Origin of the sequence: Gilliamella sp. W8126 (assembly GCF_016102185.1) — a bacterium.
In the GTDB taxonomy this organism is placed as follows: Bacteria; Pseudomonadota; Gammaproteobacteria; order Enterobacterales; family Orbaceae; genus Gilliamella; species Gilliamella apis_A.
Genome location: NZ_JACFPE010000005.1, coordinates 118,846 through 142,661 on the forward strand (window position 1 = coordinate 118,846; position 23,816 = coordinate 142,661).

A 23,816-nucleotide genomic window follows, 5' to 3' on the forward strand; every position below is an offset into this window, starting at 1 on the left:
AATATACTATATGAGAATAATTATCAATATCCTTACGAAAAATTATTTATTGCTAGACAATTAACACACCTTAAACAATAATAGTTATCATTTGCATCATACATATAGGAACTAATTATGAATACTAAGAAAAAACTATTATTAAGTAGCTTAGCAGCGTTAATGTTAGGTTTGACTGGTTGTCAATCGTCAATTACAGTAAATCCTGACAATAAACAATCAGTTGTTGTACCTAAATCACCAAATAAAATTGTGGTGATGAATTATGGAGCCTTAGATACATTAGATGCTTTAGGTAAAGGATCAATTGTAACAGCAACACCGCTTTCTGTTCTTCCGGCTTATCTGCAACAATATAAAAATGCAAATATTACTGATACAGGTAATATGAAAGAACCAAATATTGATGCAATCAAACAAGCTAAACCGCAATTAATTATCATTGACGGCCGACAAGCAAGCCATACGGAAGAATTCACTAAAATTGCTCCAGTCATTAATTTAAGCGTTGATGCCAAAAACTATCTTGAATCAACCAAAAATCATATCAATGTATTAGCAAATATCACTGGTACTGAAGAAACAGCTAACAATCTGATTCAATCACTAGATGCCAAAGTTAACAATGCACAATCTGTTGCTCAAGCAAGTAATAAAAAAGCAATTGTAGCTATTCACAATGACGGTAAAATGATCCTTATCAATGCAAGCTCTAGCGCAGCATTAATTCACGATGTGTTACATGTAAAACGCGCAGTGCCATTAGCGCCACAACCAACCAATGGTATTGGAAAACCAAAACCAACTTTTATTGATAATAGTTACATTAGTAAAGTCAAACCAGACATTATTTATGTTGTAGACCGCAGTAAAGCAATTGGTCAGTCTGCGATGAAAGATGACTTCTTCAATGCAAAAGTATTAGCAAAGAGCAAAACTGAAGTGGTTTATTTAACACCAGATCTTTGGTATTTATCAGGTGGTGGAGCTGAAAGTTTAGATCGTCAAATTGATGAAGTAATTAATGCATTAAAATAATTTGATTTTTTATGATAAATTAACTTCCTTTCACAAAAGCCCTTATCATTATAAGGGTTTTTTAATTAATAGCTTTGCCTTGCCCTTCCTCAGAATATTTCACATACTCCCTATCAAATGATTGATAAATGTTTTTTATTGTTTATTATTACACGCCAATTTAATATAAGGTGAGTAAACATTAATGAAAAAACTATTGTTAGTTGCAGTATTATTTCCTTTTATGGTTCACGCGCGTGCGGATGCTCCAATAGGTTTAACATGGGGGGCACCAATATCGGACATTGTTTCAAAATATAAAGCAAAAGAAATAATTGAACAAAATGATTTGATCATATATGAACTACCTAACCCTCCTATAACGTTACCTAATTTTACTTCATATAAGTTATTAGCTCATAAGCAATTAGGTTTGATAAAAGTAGTATTAAGTGAGGAAATTACAAGAGATCCCTATGGAGTTGAAGGTAAAAATGCATATTTTAAATATAAAGAAGCATTAACAAAAAAATATGGCAAAGCGGAATCTCTTGAAGAAATCGGCCTAAAAGTATATAGAGAAAGTGACGAATTTTATCAATGTTTAGGATATCAAGGTTGTGGCGTCTATTTTTCTAACTTCAAACAATCTGGTATTAGTTTACTGCTAGAAGGAAATAGCCATGCAGAAGGTAAATTGAAAATTATATATGAATCCGATCTTTTCTTCGAATATTATGGGAATGAAGACATACAAGAAGAAAGTAAAATTTATGAAGGGCTTTAATAAAACAGTTTTAATAACTCTTAATTTGATATGGTTAGAGAGGATATTTTTAATTGATATTAATTAGAATTAAAAACTAAGTTAATAAGTTACCTCATATTCATCTAACATATTGAAAATAAAAATAATTAAACAATAAGTCAAATCTTGTTAGATAAAGTAGCTCAATAATATAGAGCTTATAAAAATAATGTATTAATTGAATATTGAAAGGAAAGAATAGATGCAAAGGAAATTAATATTAGTAAACCGACAAATACGGTTTATCGATATTATCGGTTACACATAATCAACCAATAAGATTAAATTACAGATGATATTGAAGTATCCTTTATTACGGATACACTTCAACTTATTTGCGAAAGATGGCGTGTCATAATACATGCCATAAGAAATTATATTAATTCAGATAATAACTCGCTAAAATTTTTTATTTGGTTCAAATTAAATATGTTAAAATGCCCGCCTGTTGTCATAATCTAAATTGACAAACTTTTAAATTCTCGATAAATACCTCAATTAATTTTAAATTATTATAAATATTATGAATACATCATCCCCTACTATTGGATTTGTGAGTCTTGGTTGTCCTAAAAATTTAGTTGACTCTGAGCGAATTTTAACTGAATTACGTACACAGGGTTATCAAGTTGTACCTAGCTATGATAATGCAGATTTAGTAATTGTTAACACCTGTGGTTTTATTGATAGTGCGGTACAAGAATCATTAGAAGCCATTGGCGAAGCACTAAATGAAAATGGTAAAGTTATTGTGACTGGTTGTCTTGGTGCTAAAGAAGATCAAATCCGTGATGTGCATCCTAAAGTACTTGAAATATCAGGACCACACAGTTATGAAGCTGTACTTGAACATGTTAATAAATATGCGCCAAAACCTTCCTATAATCCATTTATTAGTTTAGTGCCCGAACAAGGCGTAAAACTAACACCAAAACATTATGCTTATTTGAAAATATCAGAAGGCTGCAACCATAGTTGTTCATTCTGTATTATCCCTTCATTACGTGGCGAAATGATCAGTCGACCGATTGGTAATGTGCTTGATGAAGCAAAACGTTTGGTTGATGGAGGAGTAAAAGAACTATTAGTTATAGCTCAAGATACATCGGCTTATGGTATTGATATAAAAAACCGAACCAATTTTTGGAATGGTATGCCGTTAAAAACCGATATTCATACCCTTTGTGAACAATTATCTAGTCTTGGTATTTGGGTACGTCTACATTATATGTATCCTTACCCTAGTGTGGATAATTTAATTCCATTAATGGCTGATGGCAAAATCTTACCTTATTTAGATGTACCATTACAACACGCTAGCCCTACAGTATTAAAATCAATGAAGCGACCAGGTACAATTGAAAGAACACTTGAAAGAATTCATAAGTGGCGAGATATTTGTCCAGAAATCACCCTACGTTCAACTTTTATCGTCGGTTATCCAGGTGAAACCGAACAAGATTTTGAATTACTGCTTGATTTTCTTTCTCAAGCACAGTTAGATCGTGTCGGTTGTTTCCCATATAGCCCAGTTGAAGGTGCTGCAGCTAATCAATTAGCCGACCAAATACCTGAACATATAAAACAAGAACGCTTCGATCGTTTTATGCAATTACAACAGACAATTTCAACCTGTAAGCTACAAAACAAAATTGGTAAAACATTGTCTGTGCTTATCGATGAAGTGGATGATGAAGGTGCAATTGGACGGAGTATGGCTGATGCACCAGAAATAGATGGCGTTGTCTATCTAAATGAAGAAAAAGCTGTTAAAGTTGGTGATATTGTTCAAGTCAATATTGAACATTCAGATGAATACGATTTATGGGGAACTGTACAACAGTAAATACAATCAATGAAATTACATTATCGAAGTGAAATTAATAATTTAATCACCTTAGCTATTCCTGTCATGATTGCCCAAATATCACAAACAGCAATAACGTTTGTTGATACAATTATGGCTGGCAATTACAGTAAAACAGCCTTATCAGGTGTTGCTATTGCAGTATCCATTTGGTTACCTACAGTTTTATTTGGTCAAGGGCTATTGACTGTATTAACCCCTATTATATCAAACTTAAATGGTGCAGCTAAACGTGAGCAAGTTGCCGATCATACACGGCAAGGTGTGGTGATCGCATTAATTTTATCGGTGATCATAATGTTAATTCTCTATCATTCAGATAAAATAATTAGTTTAAGAAGCTCTAATGATAACCCGATTGATCCAGAAATGGTCGAAGTTGCCGTCTCTTTTTTACGTGCAATTATGTGGGGAGTACCTGCATTTCTACTATTTTTAGTTTACCGCAATCAATGTGAAGGTTTATCTAACACAAAACCTGCCATGGTGATTATATTCATTGCTTTACTAGCTAATATTCCAATTAACTATATTTTGATTTATGGCAAATTAGGCTTACCTGCGTTTGGTGGTGTTGGTTGTGGCATTACTGCAGCAATAATTTTCTGGTTAATGTTCATTTTAATCCGTTTATATACTTTAACTACTGCTAGCCAACGAGATATTCGTAAAACACCATTAACAAAGCTTGTTGACTTTTCCATTATCAAAAAAATAGTAGTGTTAGGGACACCTCTAGCCCTTGCTTACTTTTTTGAAATGAGCTTATTTGCTGTCGTTGCTTTACTTATTGCCCCTCTCGGACAAATAACGGTGGCTGCACATCAAATTATTTTTACCATTAGTAGCTTAACATTTGCAATTCCATTATCTCTTGGTGTGGCAACCAGTATTCGCGTCGGTTATCTGTTAGGAAAAGGAAAACCAAGTTTAGCTAAACAAACAGCTTTCATCAGTTTGCTCATATCGTTAGTCATTGCTGTTATTGTAGCACTAATTTTAGTGGTATTTAGAACACCTATTATTACAATATTTACTAAGGAGGCTGCGGTTATAGCTATTTGTCTACAACTCATCATCCTATTAGCTATTTACCAAGCTTCAGATTATTTACAAGTAGTGGCAAGTAATGTATTACGTGGTTACAAAGATACAAAAAGCATCTTTTTTATTACTTTATTGTCTTATTGGGTTGTTGGATTACCAGTTGGTTATATTCTAGGCTTAACAGATCTGGTAATGCAGCCAATTGGTGCTGCTGGATTTTGGATAGGGATTATATTAGGACTTGCTGTTGCTGCATTTCTGTTAATTGCGAGAATGGTTTATCTACAAAAGCAACCAACAGAAATAATATTAAAACGAGCATCCAGATAATTAAACCTTATAATATCACCAAACTAACTATTAATTATAGTTAGTTTGGTAAAAGTCTATTAGAAATAATTAATAACGACGCCTAAGCTATATGTTATCTTAATTTGATAATTATCAAAAATGAAAGGATATAAGTTGCTTAAAATTTGATAGGCTATATAATTTAACGAATTTTTAACAAATAGTTTTAGAATGGATTTGATTTTTAATGTTCAAAAATAATTTATTTATATCACATCTTGTCTGCATTTTCCTTTCCGTATTATTAGTTTATTTATTAGGTTATCCTCAAAGATTTGATAGAATACTCCTTACTTATTTTTCACTAATTTTTTTTGCTAGATTTACATTTTTTCGTTATTTATTTGGACTATTATTTATTATAGCCGCACTTTATTTCCCAATTGGATTTTATTATGGCTCACCAAATGTTGCCGTCATTAGTGCTATTTCTGAAACTGACATTGATGAAATTCAAGAGTTCTGTACGCAATTACCATTCTATTGCTATTTAATTCCATTAATCTTAATCATAATTTTTGTAATTGTTTTCAGAAAGATAAAGTTTCCTAAAATAAAAAATTACTACATTATAGCTGTTGCATTATTAATCTGTTTATATCGACCAATTAAAGCTATTATCAAATATCAACCCAACACAGTTACTTCGGTCACCTCAACAATCTTAGATAATTTTAAATATCCAATTTTTGAATTTGCTATTGATTTATACGAAAGTGCTAATATTTATTTAACAGAGAAACAAGAACAACTTAATCAAATTCAAAAAACTAATACAATACCGATAGTTTCAGTTGATCCTAAGCATAAAACCTACGTTATTATCATTGGTGAAAGTGTTCGTAAAGATTATATGAGTGCTTATGGATTCAAATATGATAATACACCTTTTACTAAAGAAAATGCTTCAATAATTTGGGATGGATTAATTGCCCCAGCATCGAATACCCAATCATCAATACCACATTTAATTAGTCAATCTAGTTATTTAGATAATGATGAAGTCAGTGCTCAACTAAATAATAACATTATCACTATTGCTAATGATGCTGGATTCGAAACTTACTGGTTATCTAATCAAGGTAAATTAGGACGAATGGAAATAACCGTACCTCGGATTACTGCTTATGCTAAGAATATTTTCTATACTAAAAAAGGAGAATATAATGGTAAATCCTCGCGTGGCAAATACGATACTTTACTTTTACCACAATTAGATTCTTTATTATCTGAAAAACAAGATAAACCTAGACTCATTGTTATGCATTTAATTGGTTCTCACCCACATTTCTGTAAGAGATTACAATTTGAGCCCCAATTCGATCTCAATAATAAAAATTTATCTTGCTATGCCAGCAGTATTAAAGAAACTGATGATTTTATTAAATCTGCTATAAATATCTTAAAAAAACATAATCAAGATTATTCTGTAGTATACTTTGCAGACCATGGCCTATCTCATACGGAAAAATATCAAGATTTACGACATAACTGGGAATACCAAAATAGCTATCAAGTTCCATTGATATTTTTTAATTCGCCACAAACAGCTCAAATAAAGATAAATAAACAGATCTCTGGTTATCAATTTGTTTATTTATTAAGCCATTGGATGGGGATTAAATTGAATGTCCAAAGCGATTATATGCACTACAATTTAATTGATATACCAGAACAAAAAGACATTCAAATTAAAGATTGGAGAAATAAGTTATATCCATTTGATAATCTTAAAAAAGATCCAAATCCATTTAATGATTAATAATTCAAATTATAGCCTTTTAATTTGATTAGATTAAAAAAGCCACCAATAAGGTGGCTTTTTACTATTAAAATAACTTTATTATTTTAATAAACTATTTGCTTGTTCTAGAACGTTTTCAACTGTAAAGCCGAATTTAGCAAATAATTGTTCGGCTGGGCCAGATTCACCGAAGCTTGTCATACCGATAATTTTACCGTTTAGGCCAACATATTTATACCAGAAGTCACTAATACCTGCTTCAATAGCTAAGCGAGCCGTTACAGATGATGGTAATACTGATTCTTTATAAGCTTGATCTTGTTTATCAAATGCATCGGTTGATGGCATTGAAACAACACGTACTTTTTTACCTGCTTCAGTAAGTTTATGATAAGCCTCAACTGCTAGTTCGACTTCAGAACCAGTGGCAATTAAAATAAGTTCAGGAGTGCCATTACAATCATTTAAAATGTAGCCACCACGATAAACATTGGCTAATTGTTGTTCGGTACGTTCTTGTTGTTTAAGATTTTGTCTAGAGAAAATCAACGCAGTTGGACCGTCTTTACGTTCAACAGCATATTGCCAAGCAATAGCTGATTCAACTTGATCACAAGGACGCCAAGTACTAACATTTGGAGTAACACGTAAGCTTGCCATCTGCTCAACAGGTTGGTGAGTTGGACCATCTTCACCTAAACCAATTGAGTCATGCGTGTAGACAAATAAAGAACGAATTTTCATTAAAGCGGCCATACGGACTGCGTTACGCGCATACTCCATAAACATCAAGAAAGTTGCACCATAAGGAATAAAGCCACCATGTAAAGAAATACCATTCATGATTGCAGACATACCAAATTCGCGGACACCATAATGAATGTAGTTACCATCTGGATTAGCTAAAATCTCTTTAGAGCCTGACCACATAGTTAAATTACTTGGTGCTAAGTCAGCTGAACCACCTAAAAATTCAGTTAACACAGGCGCAAAAGCTTCAATGGCATTTTGCGAAGCTTTACGGGTAGCAATTGTTGCTGGATTTGCTTGTAGCTTATTAACAAAATCTTTAGCAACTTGTTGCCAATTATTTGGTAAATCACCATCCATACGACGTTTGAATTCTTTTGCTAATTCTGGATAAGCTTTTGCATATGCATCAAAGCGAGCATTCCACTCATCTTCACGTTGTTTACCAGTAGCTTTTGCATCCCATGCATCATAATAATCTTTTGGAATTTCAAATGCAGGATATGACCAACCTAAAGCTTTACGAGTTGCTTCTATTTCAGCATCACCAAGTGGTGCACCATGGCAATCATGACTTCCAGCTTTATTTGGAGAACCAAAACCAATAACAGTCTTACACATTAATAATGATGGTTTATCAGTTACCGCTTGTGCTTGCTCAATAGCCTCAGCTAATGCCTTAGCATCATGGCCATCAATACCACGAATAACATGCCAGCCATATGCTTCAAAACGTTTAGCGGTATCGTCGGTAAACCAACCTTCAATTTCACCATCAATTGAAATACCATTATCATCATAAAAAGCAATTAATTTGCCTAATTTAAGTGTACCAGCTAATGAACATACTTCATGGGAAATCCCTTCCATCATACAACCATCACCCATAAATACATAAGTATGGTGATCAACAATGGTATGTGCAGGTTTGTTAAATTGAGCTGCTAATGTTCTTTCAGCAATAGCCATACCGACAGCATTAGCAATACCTTGACCTAATGGACCTGTTGTTGTTTCAATGCCCGGAAGATGTCCAAATTCAGGATGACCTGCGGTTTTAGCATTTAATTGACGAAAGTTTTTTATGTCATCGAGCGTTACGTTATAACCAGTCAAATGTAATAAGCTATAAATTAACATTGATGCATGACCATTTGATAATACAAATCTATCCCGATCAGCCCAATTAGGATTGGTAGGATTGTGTTTTAAAAATCCTCGCCAAAGGACTTCAGCCATGTCTGCCATCCCCATCGGCGCACCTGGATGGCCTGATTTCGCTTTTTGCACGCCATCCATGCTTAATGCTCTTATCGCATTGGCTAGTTCGCGGTGGGATAGTGTGGTTACATTCATGTTCATATTCTCCAAAATATATTTTAAATATTCATTGATTGTCTACAAATAGTAGACAAATAAAACGCTTTCGTAACAAAACAAAAAGGGGAATATATTCCCCTATTCTATTAATTAAAGTAGTGCTCCGATCATATCTTCTAGTTTACCCTGATCGACAGCAAATGCACGGATGCCTTCAGCTAATTTTTCAACGGCCATTGCATCACTATTATGCTGCCATCTAAACTCAGCTTCAGTCATTAATGTAGGACGCTCAACTAAGGTTTGATTTGGATCTAATTTACGCACTACTGGGGCACTTGATTTTTGCATCTCAGACAATAAATTAGGGGAAATAGTTAAACGATCACAACCAGCCAATGCTAAAATTTGATCAACTTGTCTAAAACTAGCCCCCATGACAATAGTCTTATAACCATGTTGTTTATAATAGTTATAGATATTACGTACTGAAACTACACCTGGATCTTGGTCAGCAATATAAGGATCAATAGGTTTCTTAGCTTGATACCAATCATAAATACGACCAACAAATGGGGAAATTAAAAAGGCATTAATCTCGGCACAAGCACGCGCTTGAGCGAAAGAAAACAATAAAGTTAAATTACAGTTAATCCCTTCTTTTTCTAAAACTTCAGCAGCTTTAATACCTTCCCAAGTAGAAGCGATTTTAATCAGAATTTTTGATTTATCAATGCCTTTTTGTTTATAAAGTTCAACAATTCGACGAGCTTTTTCAATACAAGCTTGGGTATCAAATGATAATCTTGCATCAACTTCAGTTGAGATTCGTCCCGGAATAGATTTTAAAATTTCAGCGCCTATGTTTACCGCTACTTGGTCACAGGCATTAACCAATTGCTCAGCTTTACTACCACCTAGTTTTTTAGCTGTTTCAATAGCAGAATCAATTAAATAACGATATTGAGGAAGTTGAGCAGCTTTTAAAACAAGCGATGGATTAGTTGTTGCATCTTCAGGAGAAAACTGTTTAATCGAATCGATATCACCAGTATCAGCAACAACTACAGTTAATTTTTTGAATTCATCTAATTGACTCATACATCTAATTCCTCTACTACATGTTTTTTAAACACGGTTATAATAACATTTATTAAGTAATAAAACGACAAGGTTTCGTCGTTTCGGTTAAGGTCTTTTTGGCTAAAAATGAACAAAAACTATAAAACGACAATTTGATCTGAATAAGCTATCGATAAAAACAAAAAATATTTTTATTCCATAAACATTAACTAACTTTTTAGCACATCAAAATCAACAAGTAATTAATGTAACAAGTTGACTCTTAATATTTATCTAATTATCTAATTATCTAATTCAATAGTTAGTAAATTTTTTAATTAAATTCAAACCAAGGATATCTTTTTATTACTTTTATCGGTTTTATATTTTTCTTTTTTTTCACCAAAATGAACATAAGTTCATATTAATATCATTTGTAATTTTGAGATACAAATAAATTTAATTTTGTGACATAAGTCGCAAAAAAATAGCAAATTAAAGATAATTTAATTTTTAATGGCGGATAAAAAAGTGGATTCAACGCTAAAAAAAGCAAAAAATTAAAATAATTTGGCTGGAATTTATCAAAGGTTAGATACTAATACTTTTGATACAATCAAATTAATTTTAGCCATCAATTGATTGTATAAGCTATTCTACTCAATCCATACATAGCTTGCATAAGCGTCTAAATTACAACTTATACACGTTGAACACTGTTTACCTGCACAAGTTAATAAATCACGTTTAATTAATTTTATTAACCCTTTTTTAACCCAAAAATTTAGCATAGGTTCAACAGCGCTGGTAGACAAACGAAAGTGACGAGCCACATCTTGTAGATTAGCTCGTCCTTGTAACTGAATATAATCACGAATTGCAGTAATTAACATATTATTCAATATTTAACATTAACCACTAATTTTATTCACAACAAGCTGATTGGTTTTTGTGAGATCGTGGTTTTGGTAAGTAATATTGATTAAAGCAAGGTAAACGACCGATTTTACGCATAATGATAAAAATGAAAGTAATAAATCCTCCAATAGCTATCAACCAATAAGGCGCGCATGAAGATTGGCCTAATAAACTAAATTGGTAATAAATCGTTGCAGACAACCAACCTATAACAAAGGTCCAAATAGCAACAAATATCATCCATTTTAGCCCTGTTTCACGATAGATTGTGCCTAATGCTGCTGCACAAGGTGTATAAAGCAACACGAAAATAAGATAGGCAATAGCTGAAGATGATGTAACAAATGAATTACTTATTTTCGATACCGTAGTTGAGTCGACAAACAATTCATTTTGTAGACTGTTTTCATCTTGATTAATACTTGATAGACCTAGCGGATCAGCGATTGCGTTAGTTAAATCAATAAAACGATCTGGAATGGTTTCTAACGCTGACTTGATGCCATTATAAAAACAAAATTGCGCTGGTTGTTCCGTTTGATGATCCATTGAATAGAGTGAATTTAAAGTTGCCACAACGGACTCTTTAGCAAAAATCCCGGTAAAAATACCTACTGTTGCAGGCCAATTTTGCTTGTCAATTCCCATAGGTGTAAATACAGGAGTAACTTTTTGTCCCATAACTGATAACACAGAGTGATTTGAATTTTCATTCCCAAATGAACCATCAGTTCCTAAGGAATTAAAGAAGCTAAGCACGGTTACCATAACGACAATAGCTTTTCCTGCTCGTAAAACAAAGCTTTTCAAACGTTGAAAAGTTATTCTCAACATACTCCGTAATGTCGGAAGACGATAAACGGGCATTTCCATAATAAATGGCGTTAATTCACCTTGTAACAGAGTACTTTTTAATATAAATCCCGTTAGCATAGCTACTAAAATACCCAGCAAATAAAGCATAAAGACAATAATCGATCCATGATTAGGAAAAAATATTACAGCAAACAAAGCATAAATGGGTAATCGAGCACTGCAAGACATAAACGGAATTAAACAAATTGATAAAATACGATCACGAGGGCTATCAAGTGTCCTCGTTGCCATAATTGCGGGTACTCCACAACCAAACCCCATTAACATGGGTACAAACGCTTTACCGGGTAAACCAATGCATCGCATAAAACGATCAACAATCATTGCTGCTCGCGCTAAATAACCTGAATCTTCCAAAAAAGATAGCACAAAAAACATCGCCGCAATAACCGGTATAAAAGTCGATACCGTGGTGATGCCATTACCAACCCCATCAGCTAAAATAACCGTTAACCAAGTTGGTGTATCTAGCATATTTAAGAGATAAGTAAAGCCATTAACAAAAATGGTACTAAAAACCCCTTCAAAAAAATCGACAAAAACTGAACCAAAATTAATCGCAATAAAAAACATGCTATACATTGCGAGTAAAAAGAATGGAATACCAGTAAAACGCCCTAAAGCTAATTTATCCAATTTTTCAGTAAGATTAATATTGGCTTCTCTAGGCTTATCAATCACCATCTTGCAAAGCGTATCAATCGTATCATAACGTGCACTTGCAAGTGCTACGTCAATCTGATTATCGAAATTGATAGACAATAAACAACGACAAGCAGCTAACTTTTCGTTTTCTAAAAAATCCAAAGATTCATTTGCCCCATTAAGCAAGGCTTCAATTAACTGCCAACGATTAAATTGTTGTATCCGACTGGTTGCAGGCAATTCACCTAAATATCGGTTAAATACAGCTTGTGCATCACTACTTAACGTATCAATGGTTGGCATTGCAATCTTTAAATTCGATGTGCTAGCTTCAATTTGCTGATAAAATTTTGATAATCCAGTTTTTCGCGTAGACGAAATCGCAATAACCGGACAACCTAAAGCTTTGGTTAATTTATCGATATTTAATCTTTCTCCCATAGCTTTAAGTGCATCAACCATATTAAGCACAATTATCATAGGTACTTGCATATCAATTAACTGAAATGTTAAATATAAACTGCGTTGTAAATTTGTTGCATCAATAACATTAATTATCAAGCTATTGTTATCAGCTAATAGAAACTGCCGAGTAATAAATTCATCTTGAGCAATACCGATTGGATCTGGCTCAACAGAGTAAGTTCCCGGTAAATCAACAATATCATAGTGGTTCTTTTGATAAGCAAACGAACCAGATTTGTGCTCAACGGTTACCCCTGGCCAATTACCTACACGCTGTTTTGAACCAGTTAATAAATTAAATAATGTCGTTTTGCCACAATTGGGATTACCGACTAATGCAATTTTCATACGACCATCTCAACTTCAATTGCAGCCGCTTCACGACGGCGTAAACACAATAGAAAACCACGCAAATTAATTTCAATTGGATCACCTAATGGAGCGATTTGCATCACAGTCAACTTACATCCGGGCGTCATTCCCATAGCTAAAAGCTTTTGACGAAAAGGTAAAGAGTCAGGTAATAGACGTTTAATAACAGCTTCACGTCCTTGAGAAAGGTGATCAAGCGTAAATGCAGACATTATACTTCCTATCAAATAAGGTTGTATTTTAAAAATGACAGTATTTTAAAAGATAATCATTCGCATTTATAGCATTTAACTGCGAGCAAATTGCAAAAAACATCTAAAATAAGTGAAAATTATTGCATCGATAGGAAAAAACGAATGTAATATTGATGAAATCAAAAAAATAAGTGATAAAAATAAGCCAAAAACCCCTCTCCTCAACTTTTTTAATTGTGAAAAAATGCTTTTGTTAAAATACCTTCAAAATGGTTTTAAAATTTTTATACAAATGTTTAACCGCCATGATTGGATGATGGAGCATCATTCTTGGCCCTGCATAACGCATTACTTCTTTAATTTTCTGTTTATAATCTTTGCGATAACAATGTTTTGGACATTTTTCGCAGGTGGTTTTCTTTTCACCAAATCGGCACATTGTTAAGCGTTGCATGGCGTATTGTAAGAGATCACTACATTCAGCACATAGTTGTTTTTTAGGAGTATGGTGTTTTTGGTGACAATATAGGTGTATCATCACTTCTACGGTAACTTTTTCTTGAGTTATTTTCGGACCAGTATTGTTTGCAACCATAATCAAATATATGCTAGTTAAAAAGATGATAGAATAAAGAATTAGTTATTATGATCACAAGGATTTTGGTTAATGGCAAGAATTATCAATAAAGATACTATTGTTTGTATGTCACTTTCAGCAAGACCAAGTAATTTTGGTACTCGTTTTCACAATTTTTTATATGAAAAATTAGATTTAAATTATCTATATAAAGCTTTTACAACCAATAATTTAAAAGATGCTATTAATGGAATTAAAGCATTATCAATTCGTGGTTGTGCTATCTCAATGCCTTATAAACAAGCGTGCATTGAATTTATTGATGAATTAGATGTTTCGGTACAATCAATTCAAGCGGTTAATACTATTGTTAATACCGATCACTATTTGAAGGCCTACAACACTGATTATATTGCTGTGGAAAAACTAATTAAGGCTAATCATATCTGTAATAACACACCATTTGTTTTAAAAGGTAGTGGTGGTATGGCCAATGCTGTAATTGGAGCGTTTTACGATGCCGGTTTTAAACATGGCATAGTCTGTGCCAGAAATCAGCAAAAAGGGGAAGCTTTAGCTGAGCGTTATCATTACCAATGGCAAAAAGATGAATCTACTATTACACCGGAACAAGCAAAATTGATTATCAATGTGACGCCAATTGGTATGCAAGGCGGTAGCGAAGCGAACCAACTGGCATTTAGTGAAACAATAATTAATCATGCTGATATTGTGTTCGATGTTGTTGCCTTACCTGTTGAAACACCACTTATAAAGTATGCTAACAACTTGAATAAAAAAATTATTTCCGGTGCTGACGTTGCCGTGTTACAAGCAGTTGAGCAATTTATTTTATATACCGGCGTCACCCCTAGCGAAGAATTGATCCAGCAAGCAGGTGAATTCGCCAGACAAGCTTAATCACAATATAGAATTGTCCTGAAATGGATTTTAATTGACTGGAACGTCTAAGTTAATAACGATGCAAAAAATTAACAGCTAGGTTTGGTTAACATGTTAAACAAGGACGTTTAACAAAATTGTCGTTTATATTGAAAATAACCTTCAGACAGTTAGAACTAAACGATAAAAGGCTGCCATAAGCCGACCGTTTTATATTAGCTATTTTTGACAAATATTTTGGCAAAAGTTGCCTATAAGAGAAAAAAGTTTTAGAAAATATACCAGAATGATAACAGTGATTGATAAAGTGGCCTCGTGTAAACACGCTCTGCTCAAAAGAAATAAACTTAATAAAACGAGCATAAAAAATTTAGATTTTCCTTAAATAAGAGAAAAAGAAAAATAAAAACTTAATATCCTTTATAATAAGTAAAGAAAAGCCGTTTAAGAGGTCAAGAAATCGCTTAAATAGAACAATTTGAGCGATCAATGATTTTAGTGATAACTCAAAAAAAGTATTTAAAATCTTTAATAAGATCTTTACCTGCTAGATTGATGTCAACCAAGTTAGGCATTGCACTACGCCCTCTTTTCTGATTATTGGCTGCAGCTATTGCTAGATTGGCAAACAATATCGTTTTCGCTAACGGCCAACCATAGCTGATACCATAAGTAAAAGCCCCTTGAAAAATATCATTTTCAGTAATGTTATCAGCAGTTTGTTTATTAAAGCCAGAGATTATCACAACTTGTTGATGATCCAGATATACACAATCTTTATTATACATACGAATAATAATTTTACCGTTAGTTAAATTGCGTAATTTTTTCAATGCATTTTTGATCTGCTCGCTATTATAGAAAGCTTTTAATTTGACAAAAGCACTAGCAAATTGTTCTGTTACAATTAAATAATCAGCTTGTTGAGCTAAGTACAGACTATTAGCTGATAGATTATCGACACTCATAATCACTTTGACTTTGGGTAAATGCTCAATTAGGTACTCACTCAATTCTGCCTCATAGCCATCAGCTAACATAACTATCTCGTGTTTATTTTCACTGACGGTCCGAATAAAGTGAGCTAATTTATCTTTTTCTGTTATTGTCAATTTAGGTGGTTGCATCAAACGATGCGATATAATGCTGTAGGTATTACTTTGCTCATCAATGGTGATGGCTTCTAATGGCGTGATCATTTTCTCCGAAAAAATAAATTGCCGAGTATTAACGCCAACATTAGCAAGTTCTGTTTCAATTTGATTGCCATGATGATCATTGTTGAGATGACCAATATGATAAATATCTTCTCCCCATAGAGCTAATAGATATGCCGTATTAGCACACGACCCACCACCACAATGGACAAAATTATCGGAGGTAATAGAACCGTTTTGTTCCAAACTAGATGAAGTGAAACACAATAAATCTAAACAAGCAAAACCAACGGTAAGTATTGTCATCATTTATCCTTAATAAATTATATAATTTAAAAAAAACAAATATTGAAAATAAATAAACTTAGCGATGTTGAACGTAATTGTGCTATTGATTACTACTAATTGAGAGAGAAAAAGAAAGCAATAAGGGAAGTAAACTTACTGCTTTAATATCATACAACAATGCCTCAAAGATCTTTTGGATATGTAAATCTAAATTTTGACAACTTACTCATCTAACCGATCTAATTAAAGATCACTTATATAATATGCTATTTAGTTCAATTTGATAAGTATTAAATGAATTTTTTTTAATATAAACTATTGAAACCATCAGCAATAACTATTATTGGTTAGCCTTTGCTGATGATTAATAATAATTACTACTACATAATTTGATTTAATTTGTGATATACCTCTAAAAGCTTTTTATGCATGGTAAATTGATTCAGTAAACTATCGCTATCTACATCAGAGTGATCTAAATCCGTTAGCCCAAAAAATTGTTTTTTTGCTGTTGCATACAACCACATTTCAGTTACACATGAATTGCCATACATTTTACTAAAAGCAGATTGATAATTATCAAATTGGTTTGCACCTCGCTCTATAATAAAATTAACTAAAGTTTGCAAACAACGATAGGCATGATTGCGTTCAGAACTAAAGATAGACTCATTCATTTCAATCGTCCAATCTATCCATAATTTAGCTTGCGGTAAATCTTGCGCAGCTAATGCCAGCATAGCTTTTAATTCACCAATTCTCAATGTTAACCATGCATTATCCTTACCTGTGGCAATCCCAAGTAATTCACGAACTCGAGCAAAATCATCTAAACCTTCATCATCAAAAAGTTCAATAATGTCGAGTAATTGCTTGTTAGTACGTTTTTGATAAGGAAGCGATAAAATCAAATCACGAAGATGGATCACCATATTATTATTAGCAATTAACAGATCTTCTGGCGGATAGATTTCTGACATGCCAACAGCTAAAATTCGACAAGCATAAACCCCAAGATGCTGGTAATCCATTATTAACACTTCAATTTGATAACGGTCAAAAATCGCCATTAAGTTGGCAAATTCTTGCTCGGTTGTACCAGAAAAATCCCAATCTACAAACTCATAATCCGATTTTTGATTAAAAAGATCCCATGAAATTAAGCCACTAGAATCAATAAAATGCGTTTCTAAATTACTTAAATCAGCTACGTCGTCATTGTCAAAACTTGGCGGTGAAAAAACATCAAGATCTTTAAGACTTCGACCTTGTAGTAATTCAGTCACAGTTCGTTCAAGTGCTACACCAAAATTAGGATGAGCACCGAATGAGGCATAGCATGTACCGTTTTGAGGGTTAAATAGCACAACACAAATCACCGGAAATTCGCCACCTAAAGAAGCATCAAAGCAGTATATCGGAAAACCTTCCTTTTCAAGCGTTTCGATAGCCGCTAATACAGTAGGATAACGATTAATTACTGTTTCGGGTATAAGTGGCAAGCTAATAGCTTCTGCAATAATTTTATTTTTGGTATAACGTTCAAATATTTCAGATAAAGCTTGAACTCGTGCCTCATTTTGTGTATTTCCTGCTGACATTCCATTTGATGCATATAGATTAGCAATCAAGTTCACTGGTACATAAATGGTTTTGCCATCTGATTGTTGAACAAATGGTAAAGCACAAATACCTCGTTCCCCATTGCTAGACTGTAAATCAACGAGATCCGTTGCCGTTAATTCATGGTCAGGATCATAAAAATTAAGTAACTTTTGTGACAATAAGCCTTTAGGTAAACTATTATCATCAGGAATTGCAAACCATTTTTCCGACGGATAGTGAACAAATTCACCATTAGCGACTTTATCTCCTAAATAAAAATCAGAAAAAAAGTAGTTAGTTGAAAGTCTCTCAAAATATTCACCTAAAGCAGAAGCTAATGCAGCTTTTTTACTCGCTCCTTTGCCATTAGCAAAGCATAGTGGACATTTTGTGTTTTGAATATGTACCGACCATACATTAGGTACTGGATTAAGCCAAGAGGCCTCTTTAACAGCCAAATCATATTTATCTAATTGTTGCTGAAAATAGTTAATGGAATCTTCAAGTGCTGCATCTTTACCGGGAATGAATGTTTTCATATTGAAATTTTAAAAACCTTTTTAAAAATAACGTTGCTTTATTGATTTATTTGATATTAAATGTATCGGTTTTTTGACCAAAGTCAAAGCAATAAAATAAATAAAACTTAATTAAGGAAATAAAATGAAAAAAATAGTAGATACCAGTGGACTTTCTTTTAAAGACTTTTTCTTTTTTGATAAAATGTTCACTCCTAAAATTATTACTGTAATTTATTGGATTAGCTTAGTTTTTATTGTATTTTCAGGCCTAGTTCTCATCTTCTCAAGTTTTCTACTAATGCGTTATAGTTTTGGTTCTGCACTACTAGGCATACTAAGTGGTTTTGTAACCATCATTGGTGGTTCTATATTCACCCGTATCGGATATGAATTAATTTGTGTTTTATTCAGTATTAACCGAAATATCGAAAAACTAGCTTTAGATAAATCAACTGAAGATAATCAATAAGTATTATATTATGAAAACCTGTGGGGAATTTACCCCACAATAAAATTCTATAATATTAATTTTTAATTTGATATTATTCTTTCGCGTTTAATTCACTTAGTGGCCATCTAGGTTTAACCTCAATAGCTAGATCAACAAATTGGGATGCTTTAAGATGAATCATTCCAGCATAAGCTATCATCGCACCATTATCAGTACAAAATTCTAAACGTGGATAATAAACTTGTCCTTTACGTTGAGCCATAAGCTCGGCGAGTTGGCGACGTAAAGTTTTATTAGCACTCACTCCACCAGCAATAACCAATCGATTAAAGCCTGTTTGATCTAAAGCTCGACGTGACTTTATTAATAAAGTATCAACTAAAGCATCTTCAAAAGCCTTAGCTATATCGGCTCTGGTTTGATCATCAAGATCCTGACCACAACTCTGTTGATGAATGGTATTTGCGGCAGCAGTTTTAAGCCCTGAAAAGCTAAAATCTAAGCCAGGTCTATCCGTCATCGGTCGAGGAAAACGGAACCGTGTTGCATCACCAAGTTCAGCTAATTTCGATAATTTGGCTCCACCGGGATAATCAAGGCCTAACAATTTGGCTGTTTTATCAAATGCTTCCCCTGCAGCATCATCAATTGATTCACCCAGTAATTGATATTGGCCAATACCAGTTACTTTAATTAACTGAGTATGTCCGCCTGACACTAACAAAGCGACAAATGGAAACTCGGGAGGATTATCTTCTAGCATAGGAGCTAACAAGTGACCTTCCATATGATGCACAGCAATAGCGGGGACGTCCCATGCATAAGCCAGTGAACGTCCAATAGATGCGCCAACCATTAAAGCACCAATCAAACCAGGGCCAGCAGTATACGCCACACCGTCTATATCACTTGCACGCAAATTAGCTTCTTGTAGTGCAGCTTGTATCAATGGTACAGTTTTACGAATATGATCTCGAGAGGCCAGTTCTGGTACAACCCCACCATAATCAGCATGTAATTTAATTTGCGAATAGAGCTGATTGGCAATAAGTCCATGCTTATCATCATAAATAGCAATGCCTGTTTCATCGCACGATGTTTCAATACCTAAAATCTTCATTAATGTTTACTCACTAAATCGGCAAGATCATCTTCACTCCAAAGATCTTGTTCACTCAGTTCCTTATCCGCAATGCGATGCTCTTCGGCAGCCCAATCACCTAAATCAATTAATTGACAGCGTTTACTACAAAATGGTCGATATAAACTCTTTTCAGACCATTCAACTTTTCTTTGACAGGTTGGACACTTTACGATAGTAACAGTATTTTTATTCATCTAAACACTCTTAAATTAATTGGGCTAACAACAAGCAAGTTCAAATTCAATTGCATCAATATTACTATTATCGCCAGCATAAAGGGGTAAAAAACGAATACTATAACGGGACATATGACCAGAAACTTGTGGGTAAACATTTTTCTCGAAAGCAACACGAATTCGAATCAAATTTACATCACCATTAGTTTCTTGAAAAAAATTATTGGTACAGATAAAAGTTTTAAATTCACCTAGTTGCCTAATAAACTGTAAACATGCTTTTAACGTTTCATCTAGTATTGTAATATGCTGCAACCAGTTATCAACTTGCATATTACGTTTTTCTTGCGGTTGATTTAACCACAAATGGAAAGATGGTAAATCAAAACTACAACATCCACCGGGAATCATCAAACGCTGACGAATTGCCATGATAAATCGATCATCTTTAAGCGGCTGTCCTAAACGTAAACTTGAATTAAATTTAGTTAAAAACAGTTCATATTTGTTAATCATGTCACCAAGCAATTCTTTATCAACACCATCAATATCAATCCAAGAAAGTAATTTTTGCTTTTGCGATTCAATCTCTTTAATTAAATCCCCTTTAACATCATTTCGTTCAATAATTTCGAGTAATTCAGATAAAGCATGAAAAAACAATAAAGCATTATTTTGCTCGAAACGATGATGCATGTTTAATTGATTAAGTAAAAATTCAAGCCGTAACCAAGTACGCATTTTTTCATTTAATGGATGTTCAAAAACAATGTTATTCATAGCTATTCTTAATTTTAGAGTTATGCAAATATTTTTCATGTAAATCATCTATTTGCATTTTTAATGACGCCAAATTACCTTCATTAACAATAATATCATCTGCAAATGCTAAACGATCACTTAATGAAACTTGTGAATCAATCATTCTCTTGGCTAATGACTCACTTATTTTATCACGATCGATTAAGCGCTCTAGTTGTAACGTCTCTGGGGTATCAATTATTAACACCCGATCAGCTAATTGATGTAGATTATTTTCAATTAATAATGGTACAACCCAAATAATATAAGGAGCTGTTTGTTTTGCAATCTGTTGTTGGGTTTCTTGTGCAATAATCGGATGCAATAAATTGTTCAACCATAACCGTTCATGATCATTATTGAAAATAATTTCTCTTAATTGACTTCGATCTAACGCTCCATTTTCTAACAAGATCTCATGACTAAAATGTTTTACAATCTGTGTTAGTGCAAAGGAGCCTGCAGCAACAACTTTACGAGCAATCACATCAGCGTCAATAATTGGTACACCTAATTGCGCAAATAGATTGGCAATGGTACTTTTACCACTGGCAATGCCACCACTAAGTGCAACAATATAAGACATACACTACTTCCAATAAAGAATCATCTTAATAACAATTATATCATACAACTATTAAACAGAATACATGGCAATAAATTGCTAAATTAGCCATTAAATTTACGCTAAGAATTACTTTGTTAGTTAGTTAGCTAGCTAGATAGATAGATAGATAGATTGTTTGTAGCATAAAATTGTTTTTTTAAATAGTTTTATGAAAATTTTCCATACTATTATGTGATTTAGATCGAAAATCTCACTTTAGTTACCATTTTTATCCATTATTCTAAAAAAAAATAGATAAAACAGTTGTTTTGTTTTTTTAGCTGTATATAATCACATGTATCTGTATATAAAAACAGGAATTTGCCATGAGACCATTAACCGAACGACAACAACAAATTTATGATTTGATTAAAGAAAACATTCAAACTACCGGAATGCCACCAACGCGAGCAGAAATTGCCCAAAAATTAGGATTTCGTTCAGCTAACGCAGCTGAAGAACATCTTAAAGCTTTAGCTAAAAAAGGAGCTATTGAAATGATTGCCGGTTCATCACGTGGAATTCGTTTATTATTAGAACAACCTGATGATCCCAATGAACTTGAAGGTTTACCGCTAATTGGTAAGGTCGCAGCCGGATCGCCAATTTTAGCGCAAGAACATATCGAAAGTCATTATCAAGTATCGCCAAGTTTATTTAAACCTCAAGCCGATTTTTTATTAAGAGTTGAGGGTATGTCAATGAAAGATATTGGTATTTTAGATGGTGATTTACTTGCCGTTCACAAAACTCAACACGTTAAAAATGGCCAAGTTGTTGTTGCGCGAATCGATGATGAAGTAACTGTTAAAAGATTATCGCAAAAAGGTCGTCACGTTAAATTATTAGCTGAAAATGCGGAGTTTGCGCCAATTGATGTCGACTTAGAACAACAAAGTTTTGCTATTGAAGGTATTGCTGTTGGTATTATTCGCAATGGTTCGTGGATGTAAATTTAAAGATAGTATAGAATACTAAGTACTGTTGCTTAGGAGTTAACCATATGTGGCTATTTTGGTTGTATGAATTTTTGGGATTTGTTGGCGTTATACTATTAATTTTTGCTTATTGCCATTTCAGTAAAAAAGGTTTTTGGTCTTTCTTATGGCATAATTTGAAATGGGTTGCATGGAGCGTTGTTGGCGTTTGGTTATTAATTGCTATACTTTGCCGGGGCGATTTATATAATGCAGCCCGTTGTTATTTCCGTGGCGAAAGTATGCATGCAAATACAAAATACTCAATCTTTTGGAGTGAATGTCAAATCGAAACAACAAATGGTAGTTATTTACCTATTGATCGTACTCGCGCATTACCAGGTTCAAAAGATCATGATAGCAATGATAATGGAATTCCTGCTGATAATTTAATTAATTAATTTTATTCATATATCTTCAGGCAATATTGAATATTGCCTGTTACTATTTTAACAAATCTTTGACCCACTAATATTCATATAAAGCAAGTAATGTTTTTCAAGTTGTCTAAAACCAAAAATCAAAACAAAACTTACACATAAATATATCACCGCCGCAATACCAAAAGCATGGAAAGGTTGATAAGTTTCGGCATAGATATCACGTGCGATTTTCATCAAATCTTGAACTGTCACAGTAAAAGCTAAAGCTGTCGAATGCAACATAAAAATGACTTCATTACTATAAGCTGGTAATGCAATTCGGAAGGCTCTGGGTAAAATAATGTATCGATATAATTGGCAACGATTAAAACCAAGTGCCGTAGCAGCTTCAATTTCACCATTAGGAACGTTGCGAATAGCACCAGCAAATATCTCTGTAGTATAAGCACAAGTATTTAAAGTAAAGGCTAAAATAGTACAATTTAATCCACTTTGGAAAAAGTCATTTAAAGATTGATGTTGATTAACAAAACTTAATGTATATATACCCGTGTAGATAATTAATAACTGTACATATAATGGCGTTCCACGAAAAACATAAGTAAATAGCCAAATAGGCCATTTTATAAAAAAATGTTTTGAATTACGGCCTACCGCTAACACTAATGCAAATAATCCTCCTAAAGATACGGATAAAATCAAGATCCACAAGGTCATTGCTAATCCAGTAATATGATAGCCATCTGACCATAATAAAGCTTTCCAATAATCTTGAAGGATTTCTAACATA

22 protein-coding genes are annotated in these 23,816 nt (G+C 33.3%); 9 read left to right on the forward strand and 13 right to left on the reverse strand.

The features are described 5' to 3' along the window. Positions 1 to 117 precede the first annotated feature (117 nt). The 5 genes from H3S74_RS09875 (at position 118) to H3S74_RS09895 (ending at position 6,852) form a co-directional block, all read left to right on the forward strand. Positions 118 to 1,038, forward strand: coding sequence for an ABC transporter substrate-binding protein (locus H3S74_RS09875; protein WP_198247783.1), 921 nt, complete (start codon positions 118 to 120; stop codon positions 1,036 to 1,038). Positions 1,039 to 1,222: 184 nt separating this feature from the next. Beyond that, a complete protein-coding gene (locus H3S74_RS09880) occupies positions 1,223 to 1,804 on the forward strand; it encodes a hypothetical protein (RefSeq protein ID WP_198247784.1) in 582 nt (193 codons plus the stop codon). A gap of 544 nt (positions 1,805 to 2,348) precedes the next feature. Then, entirely contained in the window at positions 2,349 to 3,671 is a 1,323-nt protein-coding gene (gene rimO, locus H3S74_RS09885) for a 30S ribosomal protein S12 methylthiotransferase RimO (RefSeq protein WP_110447622.1), read from the forward strand. A gap of 9 nt (positions 3,672 to 3,680) precedes the next feature. After that, positions 3,681 to 5,069, forward strand: coding sequence for an MATE family efflux transporter (locus H3S74_RS09890; protein WP_198247785.1), 1,389 nt, complete (start codon positions 3,681 to 3,683; stop codon positions 5,067 to 5,069). A 208-nt stretch (positions 5,070 to 5,277) separates the two neighbouring features. Then, complete coding sequence (locus H3S74_RS09895) at positions 5,278 to 6,852, forward strand: phosphoethanolamine transferase (protein WP_198247786.1); 1,575 nt, start codon at positions 5,278 to 5,280, stop codon at positions 6,850 to 6,852. A gap of 81 nt (positions 6,853 to 6,933) precedes the next feature. Here H3S74_RS09895 and tkt read toward each other — a convergent pair whose 3' ends face one another. The 6 genes from tkt to H3S74_RS09925 form a co-directional block, all read right to left on the reverse strand. Beyond that, a complete protein-coding gene (gene tkt, locus H3S74_RS09900; RefSeq protein WP_198247807.1) occupies positions 6,934 to 8,940 on the reverse strand; it encodes a transketolase in 2,007 nt (668 codons plus the stop codon). Positions 8,941 to 9,054: 114 nt separating this feature from the next. Continuing rightward, a complete protein-coding gene (gene tal, locus H3S74_RS09905) occupies positions 9,055 to 10,005 on the reverse strand; it encodes a transaldolase (RefSeq protein WP_198247787.1) in 951 nt (316 codons plus the stop codon). Positions 10,006 to 10,622: 617 nt separating this feature from the next. Continuing rightward, positions 10,623 to 10,859, reverse strand: a complete 237-nt coding sequence (locus H3S74_RS09910) for a FeoC-like transcriptional regulator (RefSeq protein WP_110447618.1) — start codon at positions 10,857 to 10,859, stop codon at positions 10,623 to 10,625. A gap of 31 nt (positions 10,860 to 10,890) precedes the next feature. Beyond that, positions 10,891 to 13,218, reverse strand: coding sequence for a Fe(2+) transporter permease subunit FeoB (feoB, locus tag H3S74_RS09915; RefSeq protein WP_198247788.1), 2,328 nt, complete (start codon positions 13,216 to 13,218; stop codon positions 10,891 to 10,893). Beyond that, a complete protein-coding gene (locus tag H3S74_RS09920; protein WP_110447616.1) occupies positions 13,215 to 13,454 on the reverse strand; it encodes a FeoA family protein in 240 nt (79 codons plus the stop codon). Before H3S74_RS09920 ends, feoB begins: the two co-directional genes overlap by 4 nt. Before the next feature lie 235 nt (positions 13,455 to 13,689). Further along, a complete protein-coding gene (locus H3S74_RS09925) occupies positions 13,690 to 14,031 on the reverse strand; it encodes a nitrous oxide-stimulated promoter family protein (RefSeq protein ID WP_198247789.1) in 342 nt (113 codons plus the stop codon). Between the two features lie 72 nt (positions 14,032 to 14,103). Here H3S74_RS09925 and H3S74_RS09930 point away from each other — a divergent pair, with 72 nt between their 5' ends. Further along, positions 14,104 to 14,934 (forward strand): shikimate 5-dehydrogenase, encoded by an 831-nt coding sequence (locus H3S74_RS09930; protein ID WP_198247790.1) that lies wholly within the window; start codon positions 14,104 to 14,106, stop codon positions 14,932 to 14,934. Positions 14,935 to 15,422: 488 nt separating this feature from the next. On the opposite strand, the gene H3S74_RS09935 is transcribed toward H3S74_RS09930, so the two are convergent. Together H3S74_RS09935 and ycaO are read right to left on the reverse strand one after the other, a co-directional pair. After that, a complete protein-coding gene (locus tag H3S74_RS09935; protein WP_198247791.1) occupies positions 15,423 to 16,379 on the reverse strand; it encodes a carbohydrate kinase family protein in 957 nt (318 codons plus the stop codon). 362 nt (positions 16,380 to 16,741) lie between these two features. After that, positions 16,742 to 18,505 carry a 30S ribosomal protein S12 methylthiotransferase accessory factor YcaO gene (gene ycaO, locus H3S74_RS09940; protein ID WP_198247792.1) on the reverse strand — a complete coding sequence of 588 codons (1,764 nt, stop codon included), beginning with the start codon at positions 18,503 to 18,505 and terminating at the stop codon, positions 16,742 to 16,744. Positions 18,506 to 18,629: 124 nt separating this feature from the next. On the opposite strand from ycaO, the gene H3S74_RS09945 reads away from it, so the two are divergent. Continuing rightward, entirely contained in the window at positions 18,630 to 18,956 is a 327-nt protein-coding gene (locus H3S74_RS09945) for a DUF4282 domain-containing protein (RefSeq protein WP_110447612.1), read from the forward strand. Positions 18,957 to 19,029: 73 nt separating this feature from the next. Here the strand turns inward: H3S74_RS09945 and tsaD are convergent, their stop codons facing one another. The 4 genes from tsaD to coaE are packed head-to-tail and all read right to left on the reverse strand — an operon-like array spanning position 19,030 to position 21,645. After that, positions 19,030 to 20,058, reverse strand: a complete 1,029-nt coding sequence (tsaD, locus tag H3S74_RS09950; RefSeq protein WP_110447611.1) for a tRNA (adenosine(37)-N6)-threonylcarbamoyltransferase complex transferase subunit TsaD — start codon at positions 20,056 to 20,058, stop codon at positions 19,030 to 19,032. Beyond that, on the reverse strand, positions 20,058 to 20,276 hold the full coding sequence (gene yacG / locus H3S74_RS09955; protein WP_198247793.1) for a DNA gyrase inhibitor YacG: 219 nt from the start codon (positions 20,274 to 20,276) through the stop codon (positions 20,058 to 20,060). The genes tsaD and yacG overlap by 1 nt, the downstream gene beginning before the upstream one ends. Positions 20,277 to 20,300: 24 nt before the next feature. Beyond that, positions 20,301 to 21,038 (reverse strand): cell division protein ZapD, encoded by a 738-nt coding sequence (zapD, locus tag H3S74_RS09960; protein ID WP_198247794.1) that lies wholly within the window; start codon positions 21,036 to 21,038, stop codon positions 20,301 to 20,303. Continuing rightward, on the reverse strand, positions 21,031 to 21,645 hold the full coding sequence (gene coaE / locus H3S74_RS09965; protein ID WP_198247795.1) for a dephospho-CoA kinase: 615 nt from the start codon (positions 21,643 to 21,645) through the stop codon (positions 21,031 to 21,033). The genes zapD and coaE overlap by 8 nt, the downstream gene beginning before the upstream one ends. A 347-nt stretch (positions 21,646 to 21,992) precedes the next feature. On the opposite strand from coaE, the gene lexA reads away from it, so the two are divergent. Both lexA and H3S74_RS09975 read left to right on the forward strand, forming a co-directional pair. Next, positions 21,993 to 22,619 (forward strand): transcriptional repressor LexA, encoded by a 627-nt coding sequence (lexA, locus tag H3S74_RS09970; RefSeq protein ID WP_110447607.1) that lies wholly within the window; start codon positions 21,993 to 21,995, stop codon positions 22,617 to 22,619. A gap of 50 nt (positions 22,620 to 22,669) precedes the next feature. Further along, positions 22,670 to 23,044, forward strand: coding sequence for a hypothetical protein (locus H3S74_RS09975; RefSeq protein WP_110447606.1), 375 nt, complete (start codon positions 22,670 to 22,672; stop codon positions 23,042 to 23,044). 48 nt (positions 23,045 to 23,092) lie between these two features. Here the strand turns inward: H3S74_RS09975 and H3S74_RS09980 are convergent, their stop codons facing one another. Further along, positions 23,093 to 23,815: an ABC transporter permease gene (locus H3S74_RS09980; RefSeq protein WP_198247796.1), complete on the reverse strand. Its 723-nt coding sequence runs from the start codon at positions 23,813 to 23,815 to the stop codon at positions 23,093 to 23,095. Position 23,816 lies beyond the last annotated feature (1 nt).